Annotated in this window: 25 protein-coding genes and 1 tRNA gene; 5 read left to right on the top strand and 21 right to left on the bottom strand. The window is 41.0% G+C overall.

Annotated features, from left to right (window positions below; genetic code table 11):
• Nucleotides 1-8: 8 nt before the first annotated feature.
• Nucleotides 9-488 (bottom strand): hypothetical protein, encoded by a 480-nt coding sequence (locus OIM59_RS09220; RefSeq protein ID WP_303896361.1) that lies wholly within the window; start codon nt 486-488, stop codon nt 9-11.
• A 22-nt stretch (nt 489-510) separates the two neighbouring features.
• Complete coding sequence (carA, locus tag OIM59_RS09215; protein ID WP_299171793.1) at nt 511-1,587, bottom strand: glutamine-hydrolyzing carbamoyl-phosphate synthase small subunit; 1,077 nt, start codon at nt 1,585-1,587, stop codon at nt 511-513.
• Between the two features lie 626 nt (nt 1,588-2,213).
• Between carA and OIM59_RS09210 the strand changes: the two genes are divergently transcribed.
• A tRNA-Thr gene (locus OIM59_RS09210) sits at nt 2,214-2,289 on the top strand.
• Nucleotides 2,290-2,431: 142 nt separating this feature from the next.
• Nucleotides 2,432-3,667 (top strand): site-specific integrase, encoded by a 1,236-nt coding sequence (locus OIM59_RS09205; protein ID WP_303896358.1) that lies wholly within the window; start codon nt 2,432-2,434, stop codon nt 3,665-3,667.
• 84 nt (nt 3,668-3,751) lie between these two features.
• On the opposite strand, the gene OIM59_RS09200 is transcribed toward OIM59_RS09205, so the two are convergent.
• From OIM59_RS09200 to OIM59_RS09175, 6 genes are all read right to left on the bottom strand, one after another.
• Entirely contained in the window at nt 3,752-4,711 is a 960-nt protein-coding gene (locus OIM59_RS09200) for a hypothetical protein (protein WP_303896356.1), read from the bottom strand.
• A 161-nt stretch (nt 4,712-4,872) separates the two neighbouring features.
• Nucleotides 4,873-5,373: a hypothetical protein gene (locus tag OIM59_RS09195; RefSeq protein ID WP_303896355.1), complete on the bottom strand. Its 501-nt coding sequence runs from the start codon at nt 5,371-5,373 to the stop codon at nt 4,873-4,875.
• Nucleotides 5,370-5,861, bottom strand: coding sequence for an N-acetylmuramoyl-L-alanine amidase (locus OIM59_RS09190; protein WP_303896354.1), 492 nt, complete (start codon nt 5,859-5,861; stop codon nt 5,370-5,372). Before OIM59_RS09190 ends, OIM59_RS09195 begins: the two co-directional genes overlap by 4 nt.
• An 87-nt stretch (nt 5,862-5,948) precedes the next feature.
• Complete coding sequence (locus OIM59_RS09185) at nt 5,949-6,440, bottom strand: hypothetical protein (RefSeq protein WP_303896353.1); 492 nt, start codon at nt 6,438-6,440, stop codon at nt 5,949-5,951.
• Entirely contained in the window at nt 6,437-6,841 is a 405-nt protein-coding gene (locus tag OIM59_RS09180) for a hypothetical protein (protein ID WP_303896351.1), read from the bottom strand. The genes OIM59_RS09185 and OIM59_RS09180 overlap by 4 nt, the downstream gene beginning before the upstream one ends.
• Before the next feature lie 211 nt (nt 6,842-7,052).
• Complete coding sequence (locus tag OIM59_RS09175; RefSeq protein ID WP_303896349.1) at nt 7,053-8,258, bottom strand: site-specific integrase; 1,206 nt, start codon at nt 8,256-8,258, stop codon at nt 7,053-7,055.
• Nucleotides 8,259-8,308: 50 nt separating this feature from the next.
• On the opposite strand from OIM59_RS09175, the gene OIM59_RS09170 reads away from it, so the two are divergent.
• On the top strand, nt 8,309-8,734 hold the full coding sequence (locus OIM59_RS09170) for a hypothetical protein (protein ID WP_303896347.1): 426 nt from the start codon (nt 8,309-8,311) through the stop codon (nt 8,732-8,734).
• A gap of 10 nt (nt 8,735-8,744) precedes the next feature.
• Here OIM59_RS09170 and OIM59_RS09165 read toward each other — a convergent pair whose 3' ends face one another.
• Together OIM59_RS09165 and OIM59_RS09160 are read right to left on the bottom strand one after the other, a co-directional pair.
• Nucleotides 8,745-9,203, bottom strand: a complete 459-nt coding sequence (locus OIM59_RS09165) for a hypothetical protein (RefSeq protein WP_303896345.1) — start codon at nt 9,201-9,203, stop codon at nt 8,745-8,747.
• Nucleotides 9,204-9,582: 379 nt separating this feature from the next.
• Entirely contained in the window at nt 9,583-9,912 is a 330-nt protein-coding gene (locus OIM59_RS09160) for a pyocin knob domain-containing protein (RefSeq protein WP_303896343.1), read from the bottom strand.
• Nucleotides 9,913-9,939: 27 nt separating this feature from the next.
• Here OIM59_RS09160 and OIM59_RS09155 point away from each other — a divergent pair, with 27 nt between their 5' ends.
• Nucleotides 9,940-10,347, top strand: a complete 408-nt coding sequence (locus OIM59_RS09155) for a hypothetical protein (RefSeq protein ID WP_303896341.1) — start codon at nt 9,940-9,942, stop codon at nt 10,345-10,347.
• A gap of 40 nt (nt 10,348-10,387) precedes the next feature.
• On the opposite strand, the gene OIM59_RS09150 is transcribed toward OIM59_RS09155, so the two are convergent.
• On the bottom strand, nt 10,388-10,621 hold the full coding sequence (locus OIM59_RS09150; protein ID WP_303896339.1) for a hypothetical protein: 234 nt from the start codon (nt 10,619-10,621) through the stop codon (nt 10,388-10,390).
• Between the two features lie 48 nt (nt 10,622-10,669).
• Between OIM59_RS09150 and OIM59_RS09145 the strand changes: the two genes are divergently transcribed.
• Nucleotides 10,670-11,083, top strand: coding sequence for a hypothetical protein (locus OIM59_RS09145; RefSeq protein ID WP_303896338.1), 414 nt, complete (start codon nt 10,670-10,672; stop codon nt 11,081-11,083).
• A 15-nt stretch (nt 11,084-11,098) separates the two neighbouring features.
• On the opposite strand, the gene OIM59_RS09140 is transcribed toward OIM59_RS09145, so the two are convergent.
• The 10 genes from OIM59_RS09140 to OIM59_RS09095 all read right to left on the bottom strand — a co-directional run bounded on the left by OIM59_RS09140 (nt 11,099) and on the right by OIM59_RS09095 (nt 20,160).
• Nucleotides 11,099-11,476, bottom strand: a complete 378-nt coding sequence (locus OIM59_RS09140) for a hypothetical protein (RefSeq protein WP_303896337.1) — start codon at nt 11,474-11,476, stop codon at nt 11,099-11,101.
• A 441-nt stretch (nt 11,477-11,917) separates the two neighbouring features.
• A complete protein-coding gene (locus OIM59_RS09135) occupies nt 11,918-12,361 on the bottom strand; it encodes a hypothetical protein (RefSeq protein WP_303896336.1) in 444 nt (147 codons plus the stop codon).
• 19 nt (nt 12,362-12,380) lie between these two features.
• Entirely contained in the window at nt 12,381-12,794 is a 414-nt protein-coding gene (locus tag OIM59_RS09130) for a hypothetical protein (RefSeq protein WP_303896335.1), read from the bottom strand.
• Nucleotides 12,795-13,103: 309 nt separating this feature from the next.
• Nucleotides 13,104-13,580, bottom strand: a complete 477-nt coding sequence (locus OIM59_RS09125) for a hypothetical protein (protein ID WP_303896333.1) — start codon at nt 13,578-13,580, stop codon at nt 13,104-13,106.
• A 29-nt stretch (nt 13,581-13,609) separates the two neighbouring features.
• Nucleotides 13,610-14,467, bottom strand: coding sequence for a hypothetical protein (locus OIM59_RS09120; RefSeq protein WP_303896331.1), 858 nt, complete (start codon nt 14,465-14,467; stop codon nt 13,610-13,612).
• A 2-nt stretch (nt 14,468-14,469) separates the two neighbouring features.
• Nucleotides 14,470-15,525, bottom strand: coding sequence for a hypothetical protein (locus tag OIM59_RS09115; protein WP_303896330.1), 1,056 nt, complete (start codon nt 15,523-15,525; stop codon nt 14,470-14,472).
• A 2-nt stretch (nt 15,526-15,527) separates the two neighbouring features.
• Nucleotides 15,528-15,869, bottom strand: coding sequence for a hypothetical protein (locus tag OIM59_RS09110; protein ID WP_303896329.1), 342 nt, complete (start codon nt 15,867-15,869; stop codon nt 15,528-15,530).
• Nucleotides 15,870-15,879: 10 nt separating this feature from the next.
• Complete coding sequence (locus OIM59_RS09105; RefSeq protein ID WP_303896327.1) at nt 15,880-17,037, bottom strand: hypothetical protein; 1,158 nt, start codon at nt 17,035-17,037, stop codon at nt 15,880-15,882.
• Nucleotides 17,021-17,227, bottom strand: a complete 207-nt coding sequence (locus OIM59_RS09100) for a hypothetical protein (RefSeq protein WP_303896326.1) — start codon at nt 17,225-17,227, stop codon at nt 17,021-17,023. The genes OIM59_RS09105 and OIM59_RS09100 overlap by 17 nt, the downstream gene beginning before the upstream one ends.
• A gap of 17 nt (nt 17,228-17,244) precedes the next feature.
• Nucleotides 17,245-20,160, bottom strand: coding sequence for a hypothetical protein (locus OIM59_RS09095; protein ID WP_303896325.1), 2,916 nt, complete (start codon nt 20,158-20,160; stop codon nt 17,245-17,247).
• Between the last annotated feature and the right edge of the window lie 6 nt (nt 20,161-20,166).

The raw sequence follows: 20,166 nt of genomic DNA, 5'->3' as shown, positions 1-20,166 counted from the left end.
GTTTTCTTTTATTTTTGTAGATTTGCGAATGGTAATTTCCCATTAGCTTCATAAAACTTTTGCAAGAAAGCTTTTTCATAATCTCGTGGAATGATATCTTCTAAAACTTTCCAGCAAATAATTAAATCGTTAGCATCTGCCAATTGCCAAATAAAACGACCACCCCAATGTCCTACATTTTGATGTTGTCCAAATTTTAAATATGAACTTAGACGGGAATTAAGATTTGTCGCCTTACCTATATATAACAATGATTCACCTTTTAACCATTTGTCTTTCAGTGTTTCTATTGAAACGTTGGGATTTCTTTGCTTAAAGAAACCTCCAGTTCCTGTTTCTAAAAATTGTGGCTCTAATCCTGATAACCGTAGAACTAAATAAACTCCTGGCATTTGAGGTATTATTGCTCTATTATCTCTTAATTTAGCAATTGTTATGAAACCTTCAAAATTATAGCTCTTCAAATTCTCAATTATCGAATTTTTCATGGTGTTTATATTAGGTTATTACTTACAGCAACTTTACAAACTCGTCGAACAGGAACTCTGTATCGGTCGGACCGCTGGCAGCTTCGGGGTGGAACTGTGCCGAGAACCAAGGATTCTTCTTGTGGCGGATACCTTCGTTGGAGCCGTCGTTCATGTTGATGAAGAGCGGTTCCCAGTCGGCTCCTAGCGTGTTGTTGTCCACTGCGTAGCCGTGGTTCTGAGAAGTGATGAAGCATTTGTCAGTGCCCACCAGACGTACCGGTTGGTTGTGGCTGCGGTGTCCGTATTTCAGCTTGTAGATTTTAGCTCCACCAGCTTTTGAAAGCAGCTGGTTACCCATACAGATACCGAAGATAGGAAGTTTTTCGTTCTGCATGGCTTTGCGGATATTCTGTACGGCCGCATCGCATGTGTCCGGGTCGCCCGGACCGTTGGAGATAAACAGGCCGTCGAATTGCAAGGAATTGAAATCATAGTCCCAAGGCACGCGGATAACTTCCACGTCGCGCTTGAGCAGGCAACGGATAATGTTTGATTTCACGCCACAGTCCACGAGCACTACTTTTTTCTTGCCTTCGCCTTCGTTGTAGCGGATGATTTCCTTGCAGGAAACCTTGTCCACGTAGTTCACGCCGGCGTAAGTAGCCTCCGGGATGTTGTCCGGTTCATCGTCGAACACGATTTTTCCCATCATCACACCGTGTTCACGCAGCATCTTGGTCAGTTCGCGTGTGTCGATGCCCGTGATGCCCGGAATCTGTTCACGCTTCAGCCAGTCGGCCAGGCTTTCTACTGCATTCCAGTGGGAATACTTTTCGCTGTAGTCGCTCACGATAATCGCTTCGGCATGGATTTTTTCACTTTCCATGAAAGTGGGCAGTCCGTTTGCTTCGAACGTGAACGGAGGCACGCCGTAGTTACCGACCAGTGGATAAGTCAGTGTCATCAACTGACCGGCATACGAAGGGTCGGTCAAGCTTTCAGGGTATCCGGTCATTGCCGTGTTGAACACCACTTCACCGGCTACCGGTTTCTCATAGCCGAACGACTTGCCGTGAAAGCGGCTCCCGTCGTCGAGGATCAATGTTACATTTCTCATTACCTTATTACAAATAGTCTTATATATCTTGTATTATTATTCTTTTGCGTTCGTATATACGAAAAAACGCCCGGATTTGCCGAAAAGCAATTCCGGGTGTAAATAATAAAGGGAAACTCAAATATTCAGGGAAAAAATGACATGAGGGAAAAAGAGAATGGCTTCCGGCATTCATCCAGTCCGCCGGAATTCCGAATATGTGTGTATTCTTTCTATGTCTTAACCAGTAATCCATTAAACTCTTTTGTCACGTCATAATTCGGAGTGCAAATATACACATTTCTATTCAAATGAAAGGGTGATTATCGAAAGTTTTTACAAAAATATTTCTTTTTCGTCTCTTCATTTCTTTTCTCCGTCCTTGTTTGTCTTTTTGTTTGCATGATAGAAAGCAGCAATTCTTTCAGACGTTGTTTCCTTTTGCGGGTATAAGTGGAAAACCGTTGAATTATATCTCAGTAATTATGGGGTAAATGGTGCAAGATTTAGGTACCAAATCTTCTCTGTGGGTCGTGAGACGGGGGATGTGGATAGAAAAAATGCAGTTTTCTTGAAAAAAAACTCATTTTTGTTTGGCAGGTTTCAGGAAAACAGTAATTTTGCAACCGTTTTCAACGAGACACGTTGCCGAAATAACTCAGTTGGTAGAGTAACTCATTCGTAATGAGTAAGTCGCGGGTTCGAGTCCCGCTTTCGGCTCCAATTTAGAACCGCTTATTACACTGTAAATTAGGCGGTTTTTCTATTTTCTACAGCTTATTACGATGATTAAAAAAAAGGATTTGGATTGTAAATTTACAATTCTGTGAGTATCCCTGGAGTATCCTTAAATTTTTTAATCATTATGGCAACTCTATCACTTACCATTTTCAAGGCAAAAGTATTAAAGGACGGAAGGCATAAGATAAGAATTGCACTCCGACACAAGCATGAAACAACATATATCGTCACACGATTCATTATTTCAGAGAATCAGTTTAAGAACGGTCAGGTCGTGAAGCATCCAGAGGCATCTGCGATAAACCGGAAACTTAGGAACATCCTTGATGACCTTCAAGAGAAACTGGACTCAATAAAACATCTTGAACTTTATTCCTGCCGTCAAATTAAAGAAATCATATCTACTGACAATCTTTCCGAAGAACGAACTTTTTCATCGGCATGTGGAAGTTTTGTTGATTATCTTAAATCTGAGGGAAGAGATTCATACGCATTGTCTATTGAAAGGGTGGGGAGGTATTTTCGGGACTTTGCAAGGGGGGACATACTTCTCTCAGACTTAACCCCGTCATTAGTCCAGAATTTTGCGGCATTCATACGGAAGCGGAAAGTGACCGAAGCTACAGTAAACACAATGCTTGCTCAGATGAAGTCAGTAATCAACAGAGCGATAAGAGAGTGGAACATATCTTATGACATACATCCTTTCGTGACCACGCGAATATCTGCGGCTCCAATCAGGAAACTTGATTTGACGGTACAGAATTTTAACAAGATTCGTGAATCTTCACCAGAAAAGAGAAAGTTGATTATGGCACGTGACCTTTTTTGCCTTTCCTTTTATCTGGGAGGAATGAATCTTATAGACATTATGCAAACAGACTTTAGAAAAGACGTATTGGAATATTCACGCTCAAAGACTAAAGGAAGAATGCAGTCGGATAACGTGGTTGCATTAACAATTCCATCTCAGGCAAGAGAGATAATATGCAGATGGATGGATAAAAGGACGGGAAAGCTCGACTTTGGGTATAAATTCACATATCACAACTTTTCTCAGTATGTTACGTATTCTCTTGGAGATTTGGCTGAGGAATTGAATATTGATGAACGTGTTACATTTTATTCGGCCCGCAAGTCTTTCGCCCAGTACGCCTCTGAAATAGGCATTCCTGACGGGATAATAGACTACTGCTTAGGGCACTCAGACAAATCAAAGGGGGTTATCCGGTACTACACCAAAGTCCGGCAAAAACAGGCGGATATGGCCATTTCGCGGGTGATTGATTACGTGAACAATCCGGAAAAATACAAGCAATATATTGAACTCCGGTCTGATATTATGATGATGAGAGGATAATGGAAAAGCCCCTTCTGGATATTAATCTGGTCGGGGCTTGTCGCCTAAAATAAGACGAGCTTCTACGTCGCGAAATTAAGAAATTTATTCTATCTGATAGCATTCCATACCATTAAGTGAATCCTCTATTCTTTTATAATCACTTTTTTGTCTCCATTGACATCTTAATGGATTAGTTACGACAAACATGTCACTTAACAACTTGCTTGTTCCTATATTTTTCTTTCCATGCTTAGCTAAAAATACATAATTATCATATAGACAATCTTTATTCTCTCTTCTAATAAACTCATTATCAAAATGTACAGATGTATAAGACAATCCTATATAAGGAGTGAAAACCTTATTTTTATTTCCATCATATTTTTTCTGTAATTTTTCATCCATATAATCCAAGACCGACATAACGTACTGTGGAAATATGTATTCCAAGGAACCGTTTTTTATAAACATACATGCTAAAATGTATGGTAGACAAAGTAAATAATTCCTCTTTTCTTTTAATCTCAATTCATTAAAATCAAATTCAGATTTTAATCTAAAATCAATTATCTGTAAAGGTTCTGTATGAATAAATTTAAATAAAGAAATCATCAGGTCTTCACCTTCCACTGGAGTAACTTCACAGAAACAACTAAAACAAGACTTTGATAGATAAAGACGTATCATACCTTCTCTGTCAAATCTTCCTGAGTTCATTTTTTTAGACATTAATGGTATATGAAACATACATTGAGCATTAAAATCCCTTTCTTTGACTTCTGACGTCACTGATCTTGCTCTATAGAAAACTTCTTTGTACTGAATTATAAGACTTGGAAAATTTACATTTTCAATCAAAAGTTCGCTTCCGTTTTTTTCTCCATTTATAAATGATAAAATTGTCGTAGTACTATAAAGTACATCCCTTGCTAATTCCTCATTCTCTTTTTTCAATAACTCATAAAATCTTTCATATAAATGTGACAAATTTGCAATATAATCATCATGTTTATTTCTATTGAACAGACACAGAATGTCTTTATAAATTTCATTTAGGCTCATAACTCTCAGATTTAAATTATAAGCAAATGTAAAAAATCTAACGCAGAATTGTTTGGAAAATCAATACTATACTACAAAAAATCCCCGACACACTTGCCGGGGTACTGCTGCTTTTCCGTTTCAAAAAAGTAGAAAAAGCTTACTTCATATTACACCTCCTTCTATTTCTTTAATTTATACACCATTCTCCATGCAACTACAAGTATCGTGATTATTACTATTCCGATTGCCCATCCTCCGACATTGATACATAATTTCTGCCACCTGGTCAGCTCCTTTTCTACCGAGTACGGTACTTTCACTTCCTTGGTTACCGTAATCTTCTTTGATGGCAGGTAGACCGTATCCTGCTGTGTCTTCATCTTCGCCAGCAGGTTGCCCAAACTGTCGATTGTAAGATGTGCCTGTGCGTTCCTGCTGTTTGCAATGTCCAGCCAAGCCAGTACCACCTTCCCGTTTTCGTCACACTCCAGAAGCGCCCGGATGGTTGCACTATCAGGCGGTAGCTGGACTTCCACCAGCTTCTCCACGACAACGCTGTCGGCCTTACTCTCTACGGGTACGTACTTTGTCCGGCACGAAAAGAAAACAAGCAAGCACATGAAGGGAGCCAGCATGATGAACCGACCCACCTTGTCTATTATGTAATTATAGAGTTTCATGGCTTCACAACAATTTCAGGGATAAAAGGATATTCTGCACGCACATCGAAGCAAGGGCACATCTTCGTCCATTCTTCCGGTTCCACTATTCCGTCGCCGTCCAAGTCTGGCGATGTGTCACGATGGCCAAGAATCTCTACAATCTGGTACTTTGAGCACAACTCTTTAATCAGTTTGGCCAACGCTTTCTTCTGGGCTGGGGTTCGGGTGTCGGCTGCCTTACCGTTTACATCCAACCCTCCCACATAGCAGATACCGATGCTGTGTTTATTGTAGCTTACCCCGCTGAAGCCTTTGCTGTTACAGTGCGCCCCGTCTATTGTCAGACTCCGGCCAACTTCCACCGTGCCATCAAGACGGATGACGTAGTTATACCCAATACATTGGAAACCACGAGCTACATGCATCTGATTAATCTCTTTTTTACCGATATCCTGCACGGCTTTCGTGGCCGAGCAATGAATAACAATCGAATCTATTTTGTTCATATCATTTCAATTTCTATATTTGTGAAAGTCCTACCGTGAGGTAAGATGGTTAATAAACGTGTTATGGAGTGCGGTGGCACTCCTTTTTTATTTCTTCTCCTTAGTCACTTCTTCAATGATTTCTCCTGCTGCCGCGTACTTCTTCTTGATATAGCCGACCAGCAGCCGCTTAATGGAAACCTTGTTCTTGATTCCATGAATTTCACATACATGTTCCATGATTGAGTCAAATTCAAATACAATAGCTATTCCAAGTCCGCACATTGACGATACCGTATAGGAACAAATACCTACAGGCTGGAGAATAGCAACACCAAAACCGAATCCCAGCACCAGATACGAATTATATTCGATGAACTTACACATCGTCCGGCGTCCAGCCCTGCTAAACCTGAAATCTTCACCTCGTTTGACCACGCTGTCAATGATACCCAGGACAAAATCAGCTATAATCATGGCTACAATGAAGACCAGCATCCAGCGAAGCTCAAAGACAACGCTTCTTATCTCTCCTACAAAGGAGTAAGCCCCGGCAACCAGAATATGCGGGGCTATGACGGTTATAAAGTTCTGCATCATTCCTTAGTTACCTTACCACCGAACAACTTGGCCAGCCATTCGCTTGTTACAACCGACACGATTCCAGTCGATGCCAGGGCTACGAACAACGCATCAATCACCACAACCCAGATACTTGCGTCTGCCGGAGGAAAGCCGAGATTCATCCACCAACTAAAGAAGGTAACAACTACGCCGACAACCGCCGTCACCCACATTGAAACCCACTTATTCATAGGATTGGATAACTTCGAAGCGATAAATCCTACTACGGCAGGAACCACGACCGTAACAAGTCCGGTGAAACTGCCAAATCCGGTCAGGAACTCCGGAACGGAAGGTTCTACACTAACGGAAGTTTCCGCAAAAACACTCACTACGCACATCAACAGTGCGACACACATGAATACAAATCTTTTCATTTTACTATGATTTTAAATTAAACAAAAACGCCCACAAGCGCATCCCAGGATGGAACACGCTGATGGGCGTTATCTCATAAGTCACACACAAATCTACTCATTTACCTTCCTTTTCCAACGAAGGAAAATAAGTTAAAAACGAACAAAGAATAAAAGGTTTCAAAAAGGATGACAAGGCGTGTCAGTAGAATCTGGGTAGAGTATAAGAAATCTACCCAAACTCTACCGGGCCGCAAAATTTGGTTGAAAATCGAGCTGTTTTTTTTCGTGTTTTTACAGCCTTCAAATCCCGAAGAATTGTTGATGAAAGAACCTCCGAATAAATCTCAGTCGTTTTGACCGAAGTGTGGCCTAAAAGCTTTTGCACGGTAGTAATCGGAACCCCTTGATGGATGAGTAGGGTCGCACATGTATGACGGGCCGTGTGGTAGGTTATGTGCTTCTTTATACGTGCCATTCCGGCTATCTGTGCGAGGTATTTGTTCACATCCGAATTACATCCAAGGCTGGCAAATTCTTCTATGTTGTAGCGGTCCAGAATAGCCAATGCCTTTCCATCGAATAGAAGATGCAGCGGGAGCCGTAGTTCTATTCCGGTTTTGATTGACTTGAAATGCAGCCACTTTTTACCATTAACCTTGATATAATTTTCCGGGGACAGCTGGCAGAAGTCGGAGAAGCGCAACCCTACGTAGCAACAGAATAGGAATGCATCAAGCACGTGACGTAGCTTCTTGTCATGCACTTCCAGGTTCTCCAGCTTACGCAACTCGTCAGGTGTCAGGAACTCGTGTCGGCCCTTCTCCTGCTTGATTTTGAATTTCCTGAACGGGTAAGCATCTGCGTGAATGTATCCCTGATTGATAGCCTCATTGACCAACGTACGGAGTTGTCTTAGATGTTTAGCAACGGTATTAACCCCATTCCCCTTTTCCCGTAAATATGCCTCAAAATCCTTCAGGAATGTGTATGTGATGTCTTTAAAGTCAAGCCCAGGTCTGAATTCTTGCAGTACATTAATCGTCGTAATCAGGTTGTCTTTCGTGCTTTGACGTCTGTCTGAGTGCTTTACGTATTCTTTGGCGAAGACGGGGAACGTGACAGAAACAGGGGTATCTTTCTTTATCGCGTCCTTCAATAGTGACAGTGTGGGCGAGATTCCTCTCTTCCAGAAAGACAATTCTATGGCCTGCAAGTGAAGGACATACTCAAACAACATAGCGTTCAGGTCGTTAGCTTGCGGATGGTTGCATACCTGCGCTGTCTGCTTGTCCCAGTGCTCCGGACGTAAGTAAATGTTTGTTTTGAAGTATATTTTACGCTGATTGAGGGATGCTTCGACTTGTACTAGAGCTGTTCCTTGCTTGTTGAGTTGTTTCTTTCGATTATAGACAAGGCGGTATCTTATTTTTTCCATTTTTGCGCCCGAAGATACGTTGTTTGTGTTGTTTCCACAAATTTGTATTTGTGGGAGGACTACTGCCAGAAGTGATTCTTACGAAAAAAGGAGTTGTTGGTAAAAACACCTTAGAATCAAAAAGTTTGCCAGTTGGGAATAATGATATTCTTTATCAACTCACCAATAATGATGATACCATCGGACATACAATATCTGCATTAATTATTGGATATTGTACTAAGGCTTTTATATTGACAATCAATTCAACAATAAAAGATTATTCAGATTTGGAGATAAAGAAAATTAGTGGTGATGTCAGTTTCTTGGAATTCTATTGTGATGGTACTGCGATTTACTTTAAAAAGAAATCCACTGTTACTGGAATTTGCAGTCTCACGCTCATAACCAATAATGCAGGCCCTTACTTTAAACCACTATTTACACCAGCATTGTCAAATAATACAGAAGGAATGAATCTTTTAAAAATCTCATAATAGGAGGCATTTAGCCTCCTATTATGTTTATCTGTAGTTTATTGAACGAATCATCCAATATTATTTTCTCCCTAACACATTCATAAGGGCTCGTTATAAAAAAAGTATCAATCTCAGAACTTGCTGTAATAGGAGCAACTAAATATAAATGGAATTTGCCATTTTCTTCTTTAGAATACAACTCTAAAAGCCCTTCACTATTATCTCCATGTGATAAGATTTTTGCCCCACCTTTCAGTGTTATATCTGTCGTTTCAAAATAGGCAAAGCCATTAAATGCAAGTTTATTCCCTGACGGTATGTATCCGAAAAAAGAAATAGATTGCCTAATCCATTTTCCTAAACTATCAGCAATCCGTATAGCGTTATATTCTCTCCCAATATTAATTTTTTGTGGTATATTTCTATATGCAGAAGAAGATAATATTCCTTTGTTATTAAATGTTGCAATAGGTAGTAGTTCTCCCACGGGTCCCTCGTGGGAGGACTACTGCCGATATCGGATTTCGAGCATAACGGACTAATGAATGCAGGTAGGGCATTTTTTATAAATCAAGAAGATATAAAACTTGACAATAATAAGTATAATGACCTGAATTCTTTACACGTAAATTTAAAACAAGGTTTATTCTTTTTTCGATGTAACACCAATATACCGAATACACCTTCTGATAGCATAGGATTTATAATTCATATGCAACGTTCAAATGGAGATGACCAATCAGCTTCACAATTTGTCGTACAAGAGTATATTTGTACAAAAGGATATTACAGAAGATATCTTAATTACAAGACAAACAAATTGGAATGGACTGAATGGAATTTAATAGGAGGCATTTAACCTCCTATTATAATGATTTCCAACTCTGCCATGCGTTGTTCCAGTATATTCTTTTAAATGTGGCTCCGTTTTGCGAAGTTATTGTCTGAATCTGGTATCCTGTTCCAACACCTATTGTTTGTCCAAAATAACGTCTAATTTCGATTAAAAATGAATCACTGCCAACACTGTCAGGAGCGTTTTTTAAACCTGTAGTTTCTGATGTTTTAATCCAAACACCTTGGCTTAATGTGTTTAAATCGGTATTTGCAGGAATATTTCCATTGTAAGGCATAGATTCTTTCGCAGGCATTAATCCTTTAAAATTTGGAGTTGATTCCGGCAGTAGTCCTCCCACGGGCCCCTCGTGGGAGAACTACTGCCCGTGGCAACAAAAACATCTAAAGGACTAATGCCGGAGAATTTTTACATGAATATGACGTATAGTTTATCTCAAAATAGTGTCTATAAGATAGGGAATGTAAAGAGTTATATATATCAAGAGTTAACATTCAATAGCTATACGGCAGGTAAAATTGGAGAAGGTCGTATATTATGCTCTAGGCAAAATCCTGCCAGCGAGCCATCGGTTAGTGTAGTTTCAAATAGTCAAGATAGAATTTCTGTTGCATATATTCTAAACGCGGATAAATCTATGGATATATATGTATCTGTAAAAGGTGTAAATATAACTTTATGGCCGTCTCACCCCAAAAATCCTTATAGTTTAGATATCGTTCTTGAAACAGTCAATTCAATCCCGGATGGTGCTGTACTATTCGAAGATGTATAGCATTATTAATATCCTCGTTGGAGGCGTATAGCCTCCTATTTTAGTCATATATCCATGCTCCCCAATTTCCTGCATTACGCGTCCTAATAGCTCTATCACCTTTAAGGTTTATAACCTCAACAAGTTGATAAGTATTTTTTACTACAATAGATTTTATAATCCAGAAATTATCTGGAATATCAGGCTTGTTCAATATAGATTGGCCATTCATTATCAGGCAGTAACCGCTGAGAATTATTTCATCGAAATCTGTCGTTAATAGATTGTTTTCCATGTATGGATATAATTTTCCACTAGATAACAGTCCTCCCACGAGGGGCCCGTGGGAGGACTATTGCCGGCATTTGGACCTGGTGTGAATAAAGGCCTATGCACGTCAGATAATGGAGGTAATTATTCCGTTCGTATATTCAAAACAGGTAATAAACAGGTAAAACTGATTGGAACAAAAGATACGTCAAACCTTGTCTCATTTGCATTGTATTTAACCGGGAATTCTACATGTGCTTTAGCTTTAGTAACATTCTTAGGAAATAAATTAACCCTACAAAGTGTCAAGTCTGGCAATGGAACTTGGAATTTATCTATAAAGAATAATACCGTATATGTGACTTCAACATATAGCTCTGCAATCCTCAATACACGCATTATCCCTTTAAATTTTGATGAATCCTTAATCTACTCTGTTGAGTCTAATGATGACCTGACAAGTCCAGATTTTGAGGTAGAAGTATAGGGGAGTTTAATACCCCTATACCTCTATTTTTACAGCATCCGACGGAATTTCTTTATATACCATCTTCATCTCAAGAGCTGTATTAAAAGTTGAAAAATTATTGACTGTCAACATCATTGCATTTCCTATTTTATTCTTTGCATAGATTCCCCAATTACCAGACTGTTCTTTCCTATAGTAAAAATCACATTGATCAATGTTTCCCACAACAATCTTATTTGCTTTCATGACATCTCGTTCACTTCCAATAATCAGACGATAGTATGAACCTTTTCGATAAGAATGATTGAAGATAATGTCAAAATTTGAATACCCTAAAACTTCTGCTATAAGGATACTTACACCCAAACTGTCTGATAAACTGATGGATTGTGGCACATTAGTTTTTTGCATAAGGCCATTTTTGCTTGCAGATGCCACTCCAATAAGTTCTCCCACGAGGGGCCGTGGGAGGACTTATAGGAACAGTAACGCCACAAAAGGATGGGTTAGTATCTAAAAGTAGTCATTTAGTTGTTCGAGGTGAAATAACATCTGTAGATGATTTTAATAACCTGCTAGATGAGGGAAGGTATTACCTACGGAATGTAACTAAAGATACCCCTAATAGCCCCGGTCATACATTTGCTATATTTGATGTCAGCAAGACTACTTCAAATCAATATACGCAAATATCGTATCCTACAGATGGTTCAGCGGCAAAGGTTAGATTTAGAAGCAGGTCGTCAGTAGGTAATTGGAGTAGTTGGGTTGATATGTAAACTTTCTCACTAGCGGACGTGAATAAACCGTATTTGTGTGGAACAGCTATGTAACACAGCTGCTCCACGCAAATTATTCAATGGAATTATAACTATCATCATATTCGTATGCTGTATTAAAGTCTAAACTCTGTATTTCACCGAAATGTTCTACTTTGATAAAACAATTATTACCGCTTCCACCTATTGAACGAGCATAGATATAAATAGTATTATTATAATCCTTTCTGTAAAGCTTGATATTAGATGGCAGAAATAAATAATTTAAATTTACGGAGAATACAGCAGTTCCTTTACTATCTGCAATATTGATTATACAATCTATCGCCTGAGACTCATAAAATCCGACAATACGAATAGCCCCTCTTTTATAAGAACCATTACAGGAACCTAACAAAACGCATTTTTGAACATTTACAGAATTTAATTGCACTTCTTTTCGTTTGTTTACATTATAGATAGAGGAAGGCATTAATCCATTTTTTGCTTCTGTTACAGTTCCAATAAGTCCTCCCACGGGCCCCTCGTGGGAGATACTATTTTTCGATAATTATTGGTTCATTGCTTCCAATAATACTTGGGTCTTCATTGGTGCATTTGACTAGCGAGCCACTTACATAGGATTCATAACTTTCATCTTTAAGTTTAACATAAACACTACTACCAATTAAATATATATTTATACTTTCGGAAGAACCTGCTATTAGTTGAGCTTTAACAACTGGACTATTATTGCGATATGAAAATATAATGTCAATTTCTCCCCAAACACTAGCCGCAGTGTTGAAATATATAATTTTACAAAATTCAGTATTCCATAGTCCTATTGCTGATAAATCAATAATTTTAACCGCATAGCTACCGCTTATTTTTTGGTATAAAAAAGCCTTGTCTTTAGCAGACAATAACCCGTTTTTGTCAGTTGTTGCTGTCCCAATAAGTCCTCCCACGGGTCCCTCGTGGGAGGACTACTGGGGATAAACCCCTCATGGTTACGATGGAAGGGAATTTTAGAGACAGACGTCGATGTTAATACTATCATAGAACCAGGAATCTATCAAATATTATCATCACACACAGGCAATAACAAACCTCCGATTTTCGGACTTCTTGAAGTTTATGGTGATGAAAAAGGGGCTAATATCACGGTGCAGCGTGTAACTTCTTTTACGACGAATACTTCCGTACAAAGGGTTAAATCATCTGCAAATAGCTGGACACAATGGGAATAAATCTCATAATAGGAGGCATATAGCCTCCTATTGTATTTCAATCAAACCTTCAGTAAAAGGTGTATTTTTCATTGTAAGATTAAAACTATTAGTGGTAATAGCAACTTTAATTCCCCCATTAAAAGAAGTTCTTCTGTTCACATATAATTTTGAAATTCCATCTGTATAAAATCCAATCAATTCTGGTTGTTGATTTAATAAATAATGCACCTTATAATTAAATCCGCTAGACGACGAGTAGTTAACTATTATTCGAGCAATAAAAAAAACCGAAGATGCAGAACCATTTACCTCGATACATGCAAAACATCCTTTAGGTATATCGGCTATTTCGTAATAATCATTAGATGTGTTATTAGGGATTGTTTTTACTTGTGTATTTTTATAAGAATCAGCACTCATAAGTCCTTTCTTATTCATCGTAGCTTCCGGCAGTAGTCCTCCCACAACTGATATAATCTCCGAATTCTGTATCGCATCTTTTAATGATTTTTTCTGTATCATAATTGTTAAATTTTAAAATTAATAAATCGTTAATTAGATATCTGCGCATCGTCTAAATATCCTTCACTATCTGAATCTCCAGGATAGATATTCCAGTACGTTCTACCGCTCTCACCAAATCCAACAACTGTAAATTTGGTCCCCTGAATATTATATAAGCTTATCACTCTACCCATTTTTTCAAACCTATTTCCTTTAACACAAAAGTATACTGTGCTATCCTCGCCGATAAAATCATAAGGATATGGTGAACGTGTCATCAATGGTATTATCATTTCAAATGAACGTACTACCCCGTTCTCTAATTTAGGGAATATCCTGTTGTAACAATTACTGTTTGTAATCAGGTAATTATTATACACATCCCCCTCTTTCGCATCAGACAATTGTAATTGCATGCTTTTGCAGGAGAGGTCTCCAGCAAAATAACCAGACAAAGCCTCAATATGCCCTCTTAGCCAATCGATGAATATATTAGGACGGAAAGCATCCAGGTTGTTCGGATTGAAATACTGGTAAGCATTGCTTTGTGCCCCATTCCGGATACCATATTGGCTGAACATATAGTCACCGAGGAATATAGCTGAACCAAGTTTTGCATAGTCCGAAAAGAGCATCTCAACGATTAATGCCTTATATTTATCCATCAGTCTCCAGGTTGCATCAGAGCCATATTGGGCATAATCTTCTTTTGGCGTCCGTCCGATACTGCTACCCAGCCATGTGCCTTCTTTATACATCGCATAATACTGTCCATCCTGTTCGACAAATGGGCCAGCAGCTTCCGTACACACATAGCTGGTATTAGGGTCGTATCGTCCGGCTGGATACGAAATAAAACGTATCTTGCGGACAAACTTTACCTCTGTGGTCTTTCTTGCAATCATAGTTATTCCTTTGTTGTGATTACTACTGCGACATTACCGGATGCCTGCTGACACATATCTTCAGTAACTGTACCCGTTGCCGAGGCGGTTTCAGCGGTACCTGGATTAAGGATTACGCCGGCTGCATCCATGAATGTGAAGAAAAACGTCATATCCTTGAACTTCGTCGTCTGGCCGCGCTTTACAAGTATCGGGCTATAGACAACTGTCCCATCCGAACCCTCCTCGATAGTCTCATCCTCCGGATTGGGGTTCGGAATGATATCAAGCGGGTCTGAAGCATCTGTAACCGTCTGGACGTCGGAGCCGATTAAGGTACCATTCTGATAGATTTCGACCTTGAACTGTCCGACAGAATCCACCATATCGTTTGTCACAGTCAGATTCTTAGCTGTCTGTCCTGAAATCACTTTCCATACACCTGAAACAAGACTGTACCATTTGTAGGTCAATCCGGAAGTAAGCTCATCATTACCTATTCTGGCTACACCCTGAAGGATACAGCTGTCGTTGTTTGTGGACAGTGTAAAATATTTGTTGTCGCCAGCTTGAATCGTCACACGGATAGCGTTTGATGTGCCTTCCGTAATCGGGATACCATACACAGTCTGTATCTTATCGGAGGTATTACCTGCGGCCACCGTAGCTTCAGACTTTATCGTACATGGAGCTGCACCCGCGGCTTTGACAAGGTTCTTCAGAATCTGCAATCCATAATAGTTTCTTGTCCCCTTCTGATAAGGGAGTGACTTAAAATGACCGGTCTCTCCATTAAATGTATTGGTAGACACGTTATTACTGCCGAATGTCAGTTCCGTGTCATTGAAAAACCATTTTACGAGATTGGGTATGACAAGACCTTCTGCCACCCTCGAGGATGTAATGATATTGCTTAACGTAGGGAGAAGGGTAGAAAAGTCAGGGGTGATGTTTGTCGGGTTCTGCGGGTCACCCTGATATTCCTGGTATAAATCTCCTTTATCGCACTGTAACATAGGCATATATACACCAGACTTGCGCTGATATACAACCTGTCCGACTTTACTCGCTAAACTCATAATTATTCTGTTTTATCAGTTACAACACTATCTGTTTCTTTCTCTCCGTTTTCCTCTACGGCAGGAATCGTATCCGGAATATCATCCCCGGAAGCATCCTGATAATATTCGGGAATGGTTACTTCTGCGGGTTCAGCTGTACCATCAATCTCTCCTCTTGCATCATTACCACACATTGCCACTCCGCCGACAAATGCCGCACGGTCAAATATGGTTTCTCCTGGAATCACATTCAGATCTGCCTGCCAAAGCAGGATATTGCCGTCAGCCGTCTTGTTTCTGTTCTCTACAGGTGCGCCAATCTTGTCTGCCACCTTCTTCGTCACCTTAATGTAATAAGCCATAATCGTATTTTTAATTGTTAATCCTGTCAAAAAGTATATTGCCTTCAGTATCCGTCAATACGGAATTGTCCTTATCATCAATCAATATTGCTTGTGCCCCACGGTCTTCAATCTGCAAGTCAAGCAGCATGCCCTCCACAAATCTGATTGAAGGATTAGCACCTTCAGCCACCTGGCTGTATGAGCTTGAACCGGGATTCTTGCCCATCCAGATGAACTTGAACCATTCTTCCGGATTCTGAATTACGCCTTTCGAATCACGCACATATCCCTGCGGATAAATATAGCTTGTACCAGCCGGACATCCGGTAACTACCCCCTTGAAGTCACATTCAAGACGCGGTATGTATCTTACGATACGCGTGCTGGCAATCTGGTCGAATGTATCTGGAGAAGAAGGTAAGGAACCTGTCTCACGGTATGCAGCCTTGCATATATAAGCCTGCTCATCGCCGATGAAATCACGATCTATGACAAGCACGTTTCTGTTGACTGACACTACCTCCCAGTCATTATCACCATTACCATCCACAATCTGTTCCAACGCACCTGTAGAGAGGACCCTGTACCACCAGAATTTTACACGCTCATCGTCCGTAATGTCGCGGTTCCCGGCCATCAAACGAGCTGTTATTGTCTGTTGCAATACGTCACGAACCGGATACCACTGAACCGTATCTGGAGAGTCAAGAGAGAGAACCGGCTGCGGAGAACTTGAGTCGGACACAATAATAACCTTGCTGGCAGTGTACTTCAGAACCTGATTAGTACGTGCATCCACATATTCAGCAGAAAATTCAAGAGTGATGGGATTCGCTATACTCGAATTTTTCTTGACCTGTATCTGCCCCTTGTTCTCTCCTGTCTGTGTGATGACATAATCAGTACCGCTGCTAATCAGTTTCTGTACACCGCCGATGCGCTCATACCACTTCATGTTTGTAAGTTCTGAGTTTATCGCCTTTGCAGCCGACGTGGAATCAACGTCTACCGCCGCACAGCGAGGGAACAGAGTAAGCGGGGTAAGCGTGTAGTCGGGGGTAAAAGACTTATCCATGGCCGAATAGAACTGTCTGTCCGGAACGCTTGTTACCACCTGCATACTTATGCTTGCCTGTAAAGGGCGGTAGTTGATGTTAAGACTTTTCTTTTTACTTGCTAATTTCATATACTTTTCTTTGATTAAGTTCTGCAATCTGCAAGATTTCATCAGCAATCACACCCTGATTGGCCAATAACTCTACTGCACGCTTAATATTATAACTAATGTCCTCTGCAGTCTCAACAAATCTTGTTTTCTCGGTGTTACCACATCTGAAAACAATTCCATAGACTTTAAAAAATTTCACTTGTTTCATATTTTATTAATTTTATATCAAAAACTTTTTTCAATCTCGGCTTTTTGTACATCCTGTCCATCTCTTAACAAGGCTGTAGCTTTAAATGAGCAAAGTCCTTTCTGCGTAAACTCAATCCCTAAATCATCGAGAGTGATAGTTAGTGTTTTCCCTGCATCAGCTCTCTTGATTGCCCAGGCGTTATCCTCTGCAACATTGCCTGTATCACGCGTCCATGTCACATCTGAATCTAAGATGTGCTCCGTCACATCACCATTGTACAGTTTACCAGACAGGGTTATAGTTCTTATGACAGTATCCTCCACCAATTCCGTGTCATCTATTACCCATCCGTTATCAGCTTCTATATCTATCGTAAATTCAGGATTACCTTCTATCATTGCCCATCCGGTACTGGCATAGCGAGGTTCGTCAGTTGTTCCGGTGACAAGGCATTTCCAGCGACAGCCGTAATGCCAGACAGTATCTACCGTATCTTGGCCAGCCGTGTAAGGACTCTCGCTCTGAGCCACTTCCAGTGACCAGAACCCACGGTCGTTCAGCTGTACGACAACCACACCCCGATAGTCTATCCGCATCAAGTCCTGAATAGCGATACCACGGCAATACACATAACTTTGCCGGTAGTTGATTGGGAGGTTATCAAACAGTTCCAATCGCTTTAACTTACCGATGATGATGCTGTAGTTGGATTCCTCGAGTATAGGTCTCGTCACGCCATCCAGCATACAGATACATCCCTCATAGCTGGATATATACCAGAATCCCTGACGCTCTTCGTCTACCGCATTACCACGACGGGTAATTACCATTCCGACAGCGGGAGGATAGTTCTTACCGCCCGGGACCTCTTCATCCGGATAGAGCACGACATTCAGTTTGTTTTCTGCCTGCATCACGTTGAGGACGCGGAACCAGCTGTCATAATACTCTCCTGTAGAGTTCAGATTATTCACTGAGCCGTAACTTACGTCCTGTTCCTTGAATGCCGTAATATCATTATCCCAGCGGCGACGAAGATACAGGTCATACGTGCCGTCTTCAAGAAGTTCAATTCGTTCGATTGTTCCGGCTTCGGAGTATGTCACATTCCCTTCCTGCGCAAACCAGCGGTTATATATCAGTTCTTTTACTATCATTGCGCTGCGAACTTCCAGCTTCTCAAACTGCCCGCGACCGTCCGGGAATATTCCGGCTCCCTTTCCGGCAATCATGCTGTCAATGAACTCGCCGAATTTCAGAAGGAAGTTTGTCTGGTCAGGCTGGTCCTTACGTAGAAATGTTCTCAACGTTCTTAATGCAGAGAATACATTGCTGTCACTAGGGGTAGTTGAATCATTCACCCTGATAACATATACTCCATTACCATTCCCGTTATAACTCTGTCCTTTGTAGGTAAGTGAGTCAACTTTATCCTCGATATCTCCGATACGTGAGTAGGGCATACTCTCACCGATGGTATAGACCGGGCTGTCCCAAGGGATGTCCAAATTCATTTCCCATCCCAAGACGCGTGAGATACGCCCGCTTTCAAAATAGGTGTCATCTACCAGATTGATACGTTGACCGAACTCGAATGTGCGGGAAACCAAACCTTCTTTTACCCATGAACTTCTGAGGGTAGTAGGGTAGGTGCCGTCATCCTTCTTCACTTTGTCGGCGTACTTCTGTGCCTTTTCCTTCAGTTCCTGCTCGGCTTCTGGGATATACTGGTCGGAAACCAGCTGGATGTCAAATCCGGAAAGAATATATTCGTCACCATTAGCAGGATACATCATATCATCGGGTAGGGGACGGCCATAGTCTTCATTCCGGACAATCTCCCATAGCTGCTCTCCGCGAGTCTCATCCTTAGGTGTGGGATTGAAGATAACGCCGAACTCCATGCCGTTCAGCTTGCCGGACTGGAATCTGATTTTCAGTTCTTGACCTTCGATAATATACTCTTCCTTGAACTCCAATCCGGTATCCTTGTAGCGGTAATAGGTGACGGTCTCTTTCGTGCCACCCTCGTTCTCCACCTCCTCAGTGCGTGTGTGAACGTCGGAAAGGGTCCCAACACGACGGGGATAAACATCATCGAAAACGACCACGTCCTCGATAGCTTCTTCCTGAGACATTCCTTCGTATGCGTCAATATAGGGAGTATCGGCCGGAAGCATAAGCCGTTTCTGGACTACACCATTCACCACGGCCTGCTCATCGGTTGGCCGGTAGTTCGTAGGGATATTCTTTGTTGAGCCAAACGCATAGATGCGGGTGGCATAAGTTCCCTGGCTTTCGCTGCGGGTGATGGCCGACGCTTCGACACCACGCTCGATTTTAACGGCATCTCCGAACTCATTTCGCCCAAAATGAATCACGTTGTCCGTTATCCAGCAATCGCAGTTCCACTTATCCTCGCCCGCCATAGAAAATAAGGCATCCAACAGGTTCATGTTGTCGTAAGTCATCGCCACTGCCTTATTCTCTACAGAATCGTCTATGCTGAATGTAAAGTCTGTTCCTTTATAGGTATATCCTAAAGCCTTTAGATTACGAAGAAACACACCAAGCTGTACATCAAGGGATGCAGTAAGCGACCATGACGCTTCGCTGCCTGCATGCTCCGGCGTGTACTTGAAAACCTTGTTCTTCCACTTCCAGTAGTAGGCGTTCATCTGAAGCTCATAGTCATAGCCGCCAGTTGAAGTGTTGTAAGTCGGCTTCTGAAGGTCAGTTATCTCATAAATTTTCGCCAGCTTTCCGCCGAGTGATTCATCCAATACGCCGGATAGGTCCACGTAGTCACCCAGCTTGAAAGGAATGGGAGAGGGTACCGAAAATGGGAGGATGATATAGTCCTCTTTCATCAGCGTAAACTTTCCCTTTGCCCCCTTGTTGATGGAGGTGGAAAACCTTGTCTTTCCGGATATGTCCTTGATTTCAATCATACCTCC

Origin of the sequence: Bacteroides mediterraneensis, assembly GCF_025993685.1 — a bacterium.
GTDB classification, from domain to species: domain Bacteria; phylum Bacteroidota; class Bacteroidia; order Bacteroidales; family Bacteroidaceae; genus Phocaeicola; species Phocaeicola mediterraneensis_A.
Note: the sequence above shows the minus strand (reverse complement) of the source record. Positions and strands in the feature narration are given on the sequence as shown.

Bases quoted from the DNA above. Each gene is read 5' to 3' on its own strand.
- OIM59_RS09200 (WP_303896356.1), bottom strand. From the start codon at position 4,711: ATGAGCCTAAATGAAATTTATAAAGACATTCTGTGTCTGTTCAATAGA.
- OIM59_RS09095 (WP_303896325.1), bottom strand. From the start codon at position 20,160: ATGATTGAAATCAAGGACATATCCGGAAAGACAAGGTTTTCCACCTCC.
- OIM59_RS09125 (WP_303896333.1), bottom strand. From the start codon at position 13,580: ATGATACAGAAAAAATCATTAAAAGATGCGATACAGAATTCGGAGATT.
- OIM59_RS09120 (WP_303896331.1), bottom strand. From the start codon at position 14,467: ATGATTGCAAGAAAGACCACAGAGGTAAAGTTTGTCCGCAAGATACGT.
- OIM59_RS09205 (WP_303896358.1), top strand. From the start codon at position 2,432: ATGGCAACTCTATCACTTACCATTTTCAAGGCAAAAGTATTAAAGGAC.
- OIM59_RS09195 (WP_303896355.1), bottom strand. From the start codon at position 5,373: ATGAAACTCTATAATTACATAATAGACAAGGTGGGTCGGTTCATCATG.
- OIM59_RS09220 (WP_303896361.1), bottom strand. From the start codon at position 488: ATGAAAAATTCGATAATTGAGAATTTGAAGAGCTATAATTTTGAAGGT.
- OIM59_RS09190 (WP_303896354.1), bottom strand. From the start codon at position 5,861: ATGAACAAAATAGATTCGATTGTTATTCATTGCTCGGCCACGAAAGCC.
- OIM59_RS09110 (WP_303896329.1), bottom strand. From the start codon at position 15,869: ATGGCTTATTACATTAAGGTGACGAAGAAGGTGGCAGACAAGATTGGC.
- OIM59_RS09100 (WP_303896326.1), bottom strand. From the start codon at position 17,227: ATGAAACAAGTGAAATTTTTTAAAGTCTATGGAATTGTTTTCAGATGT.
- OIM59_RS09140 (WP_303896337.1), bottom strand. From the start codon at position 11,476: ATGCAAAAAACTAATGTGCCACAATCCATCAGTTTATCAGACAGTTTG.
- OIM59_RS09180 (WP_303896351.1), bottom strand. From the start codon at position 6,841: ATGAAAAGATTTGTATTCATGTGTGTCGCACTGTTGATGTGCGTAGTG.
- OIM59_RS09185 (WP_303896353.1), bottom strand. From the start codon at position 6,440: ATGATGCAGAACTTTATAACCGTCATAGCCCCGCATATTCTGGTTGCC.
- OIM59_RS09175 (WP_303896349.1), bottom strand. From the start codon at position 8,258: ATGGAAAAAATAAGATACCGCCTTGTCTATAATCGAAAGAAACAACTC.
- carA (WP_299171793.1), bottom strand. From the start codon at position 1,587: ATGAGAAATGTAACATTGATCCTCGACGACGGGAGCCGCTTTCACGGC.
- OIM59_RS09115 (WP_303896330.1), bottom strand. From the start codon at position 15,525: ATGAGTTTAGCGAGTAAAGTCGGACAGGTTGTATATCAGCGCAAGTCT.
- OIM59_RS09105 (WP_303896327.1), bottom strand. From the start codon at position 17,037: ATGAAATTAGCAAGTAAAAAGAAAAGTCTTAACATCAACTACCGCCCT.
- OIM59_RS09150 (WP_303896339.1), bottom strand. From the start codon at position 10,621: ATGGAAAACAATCTATTAACGACAGATTTCGATGAAATAATTCTCAGC.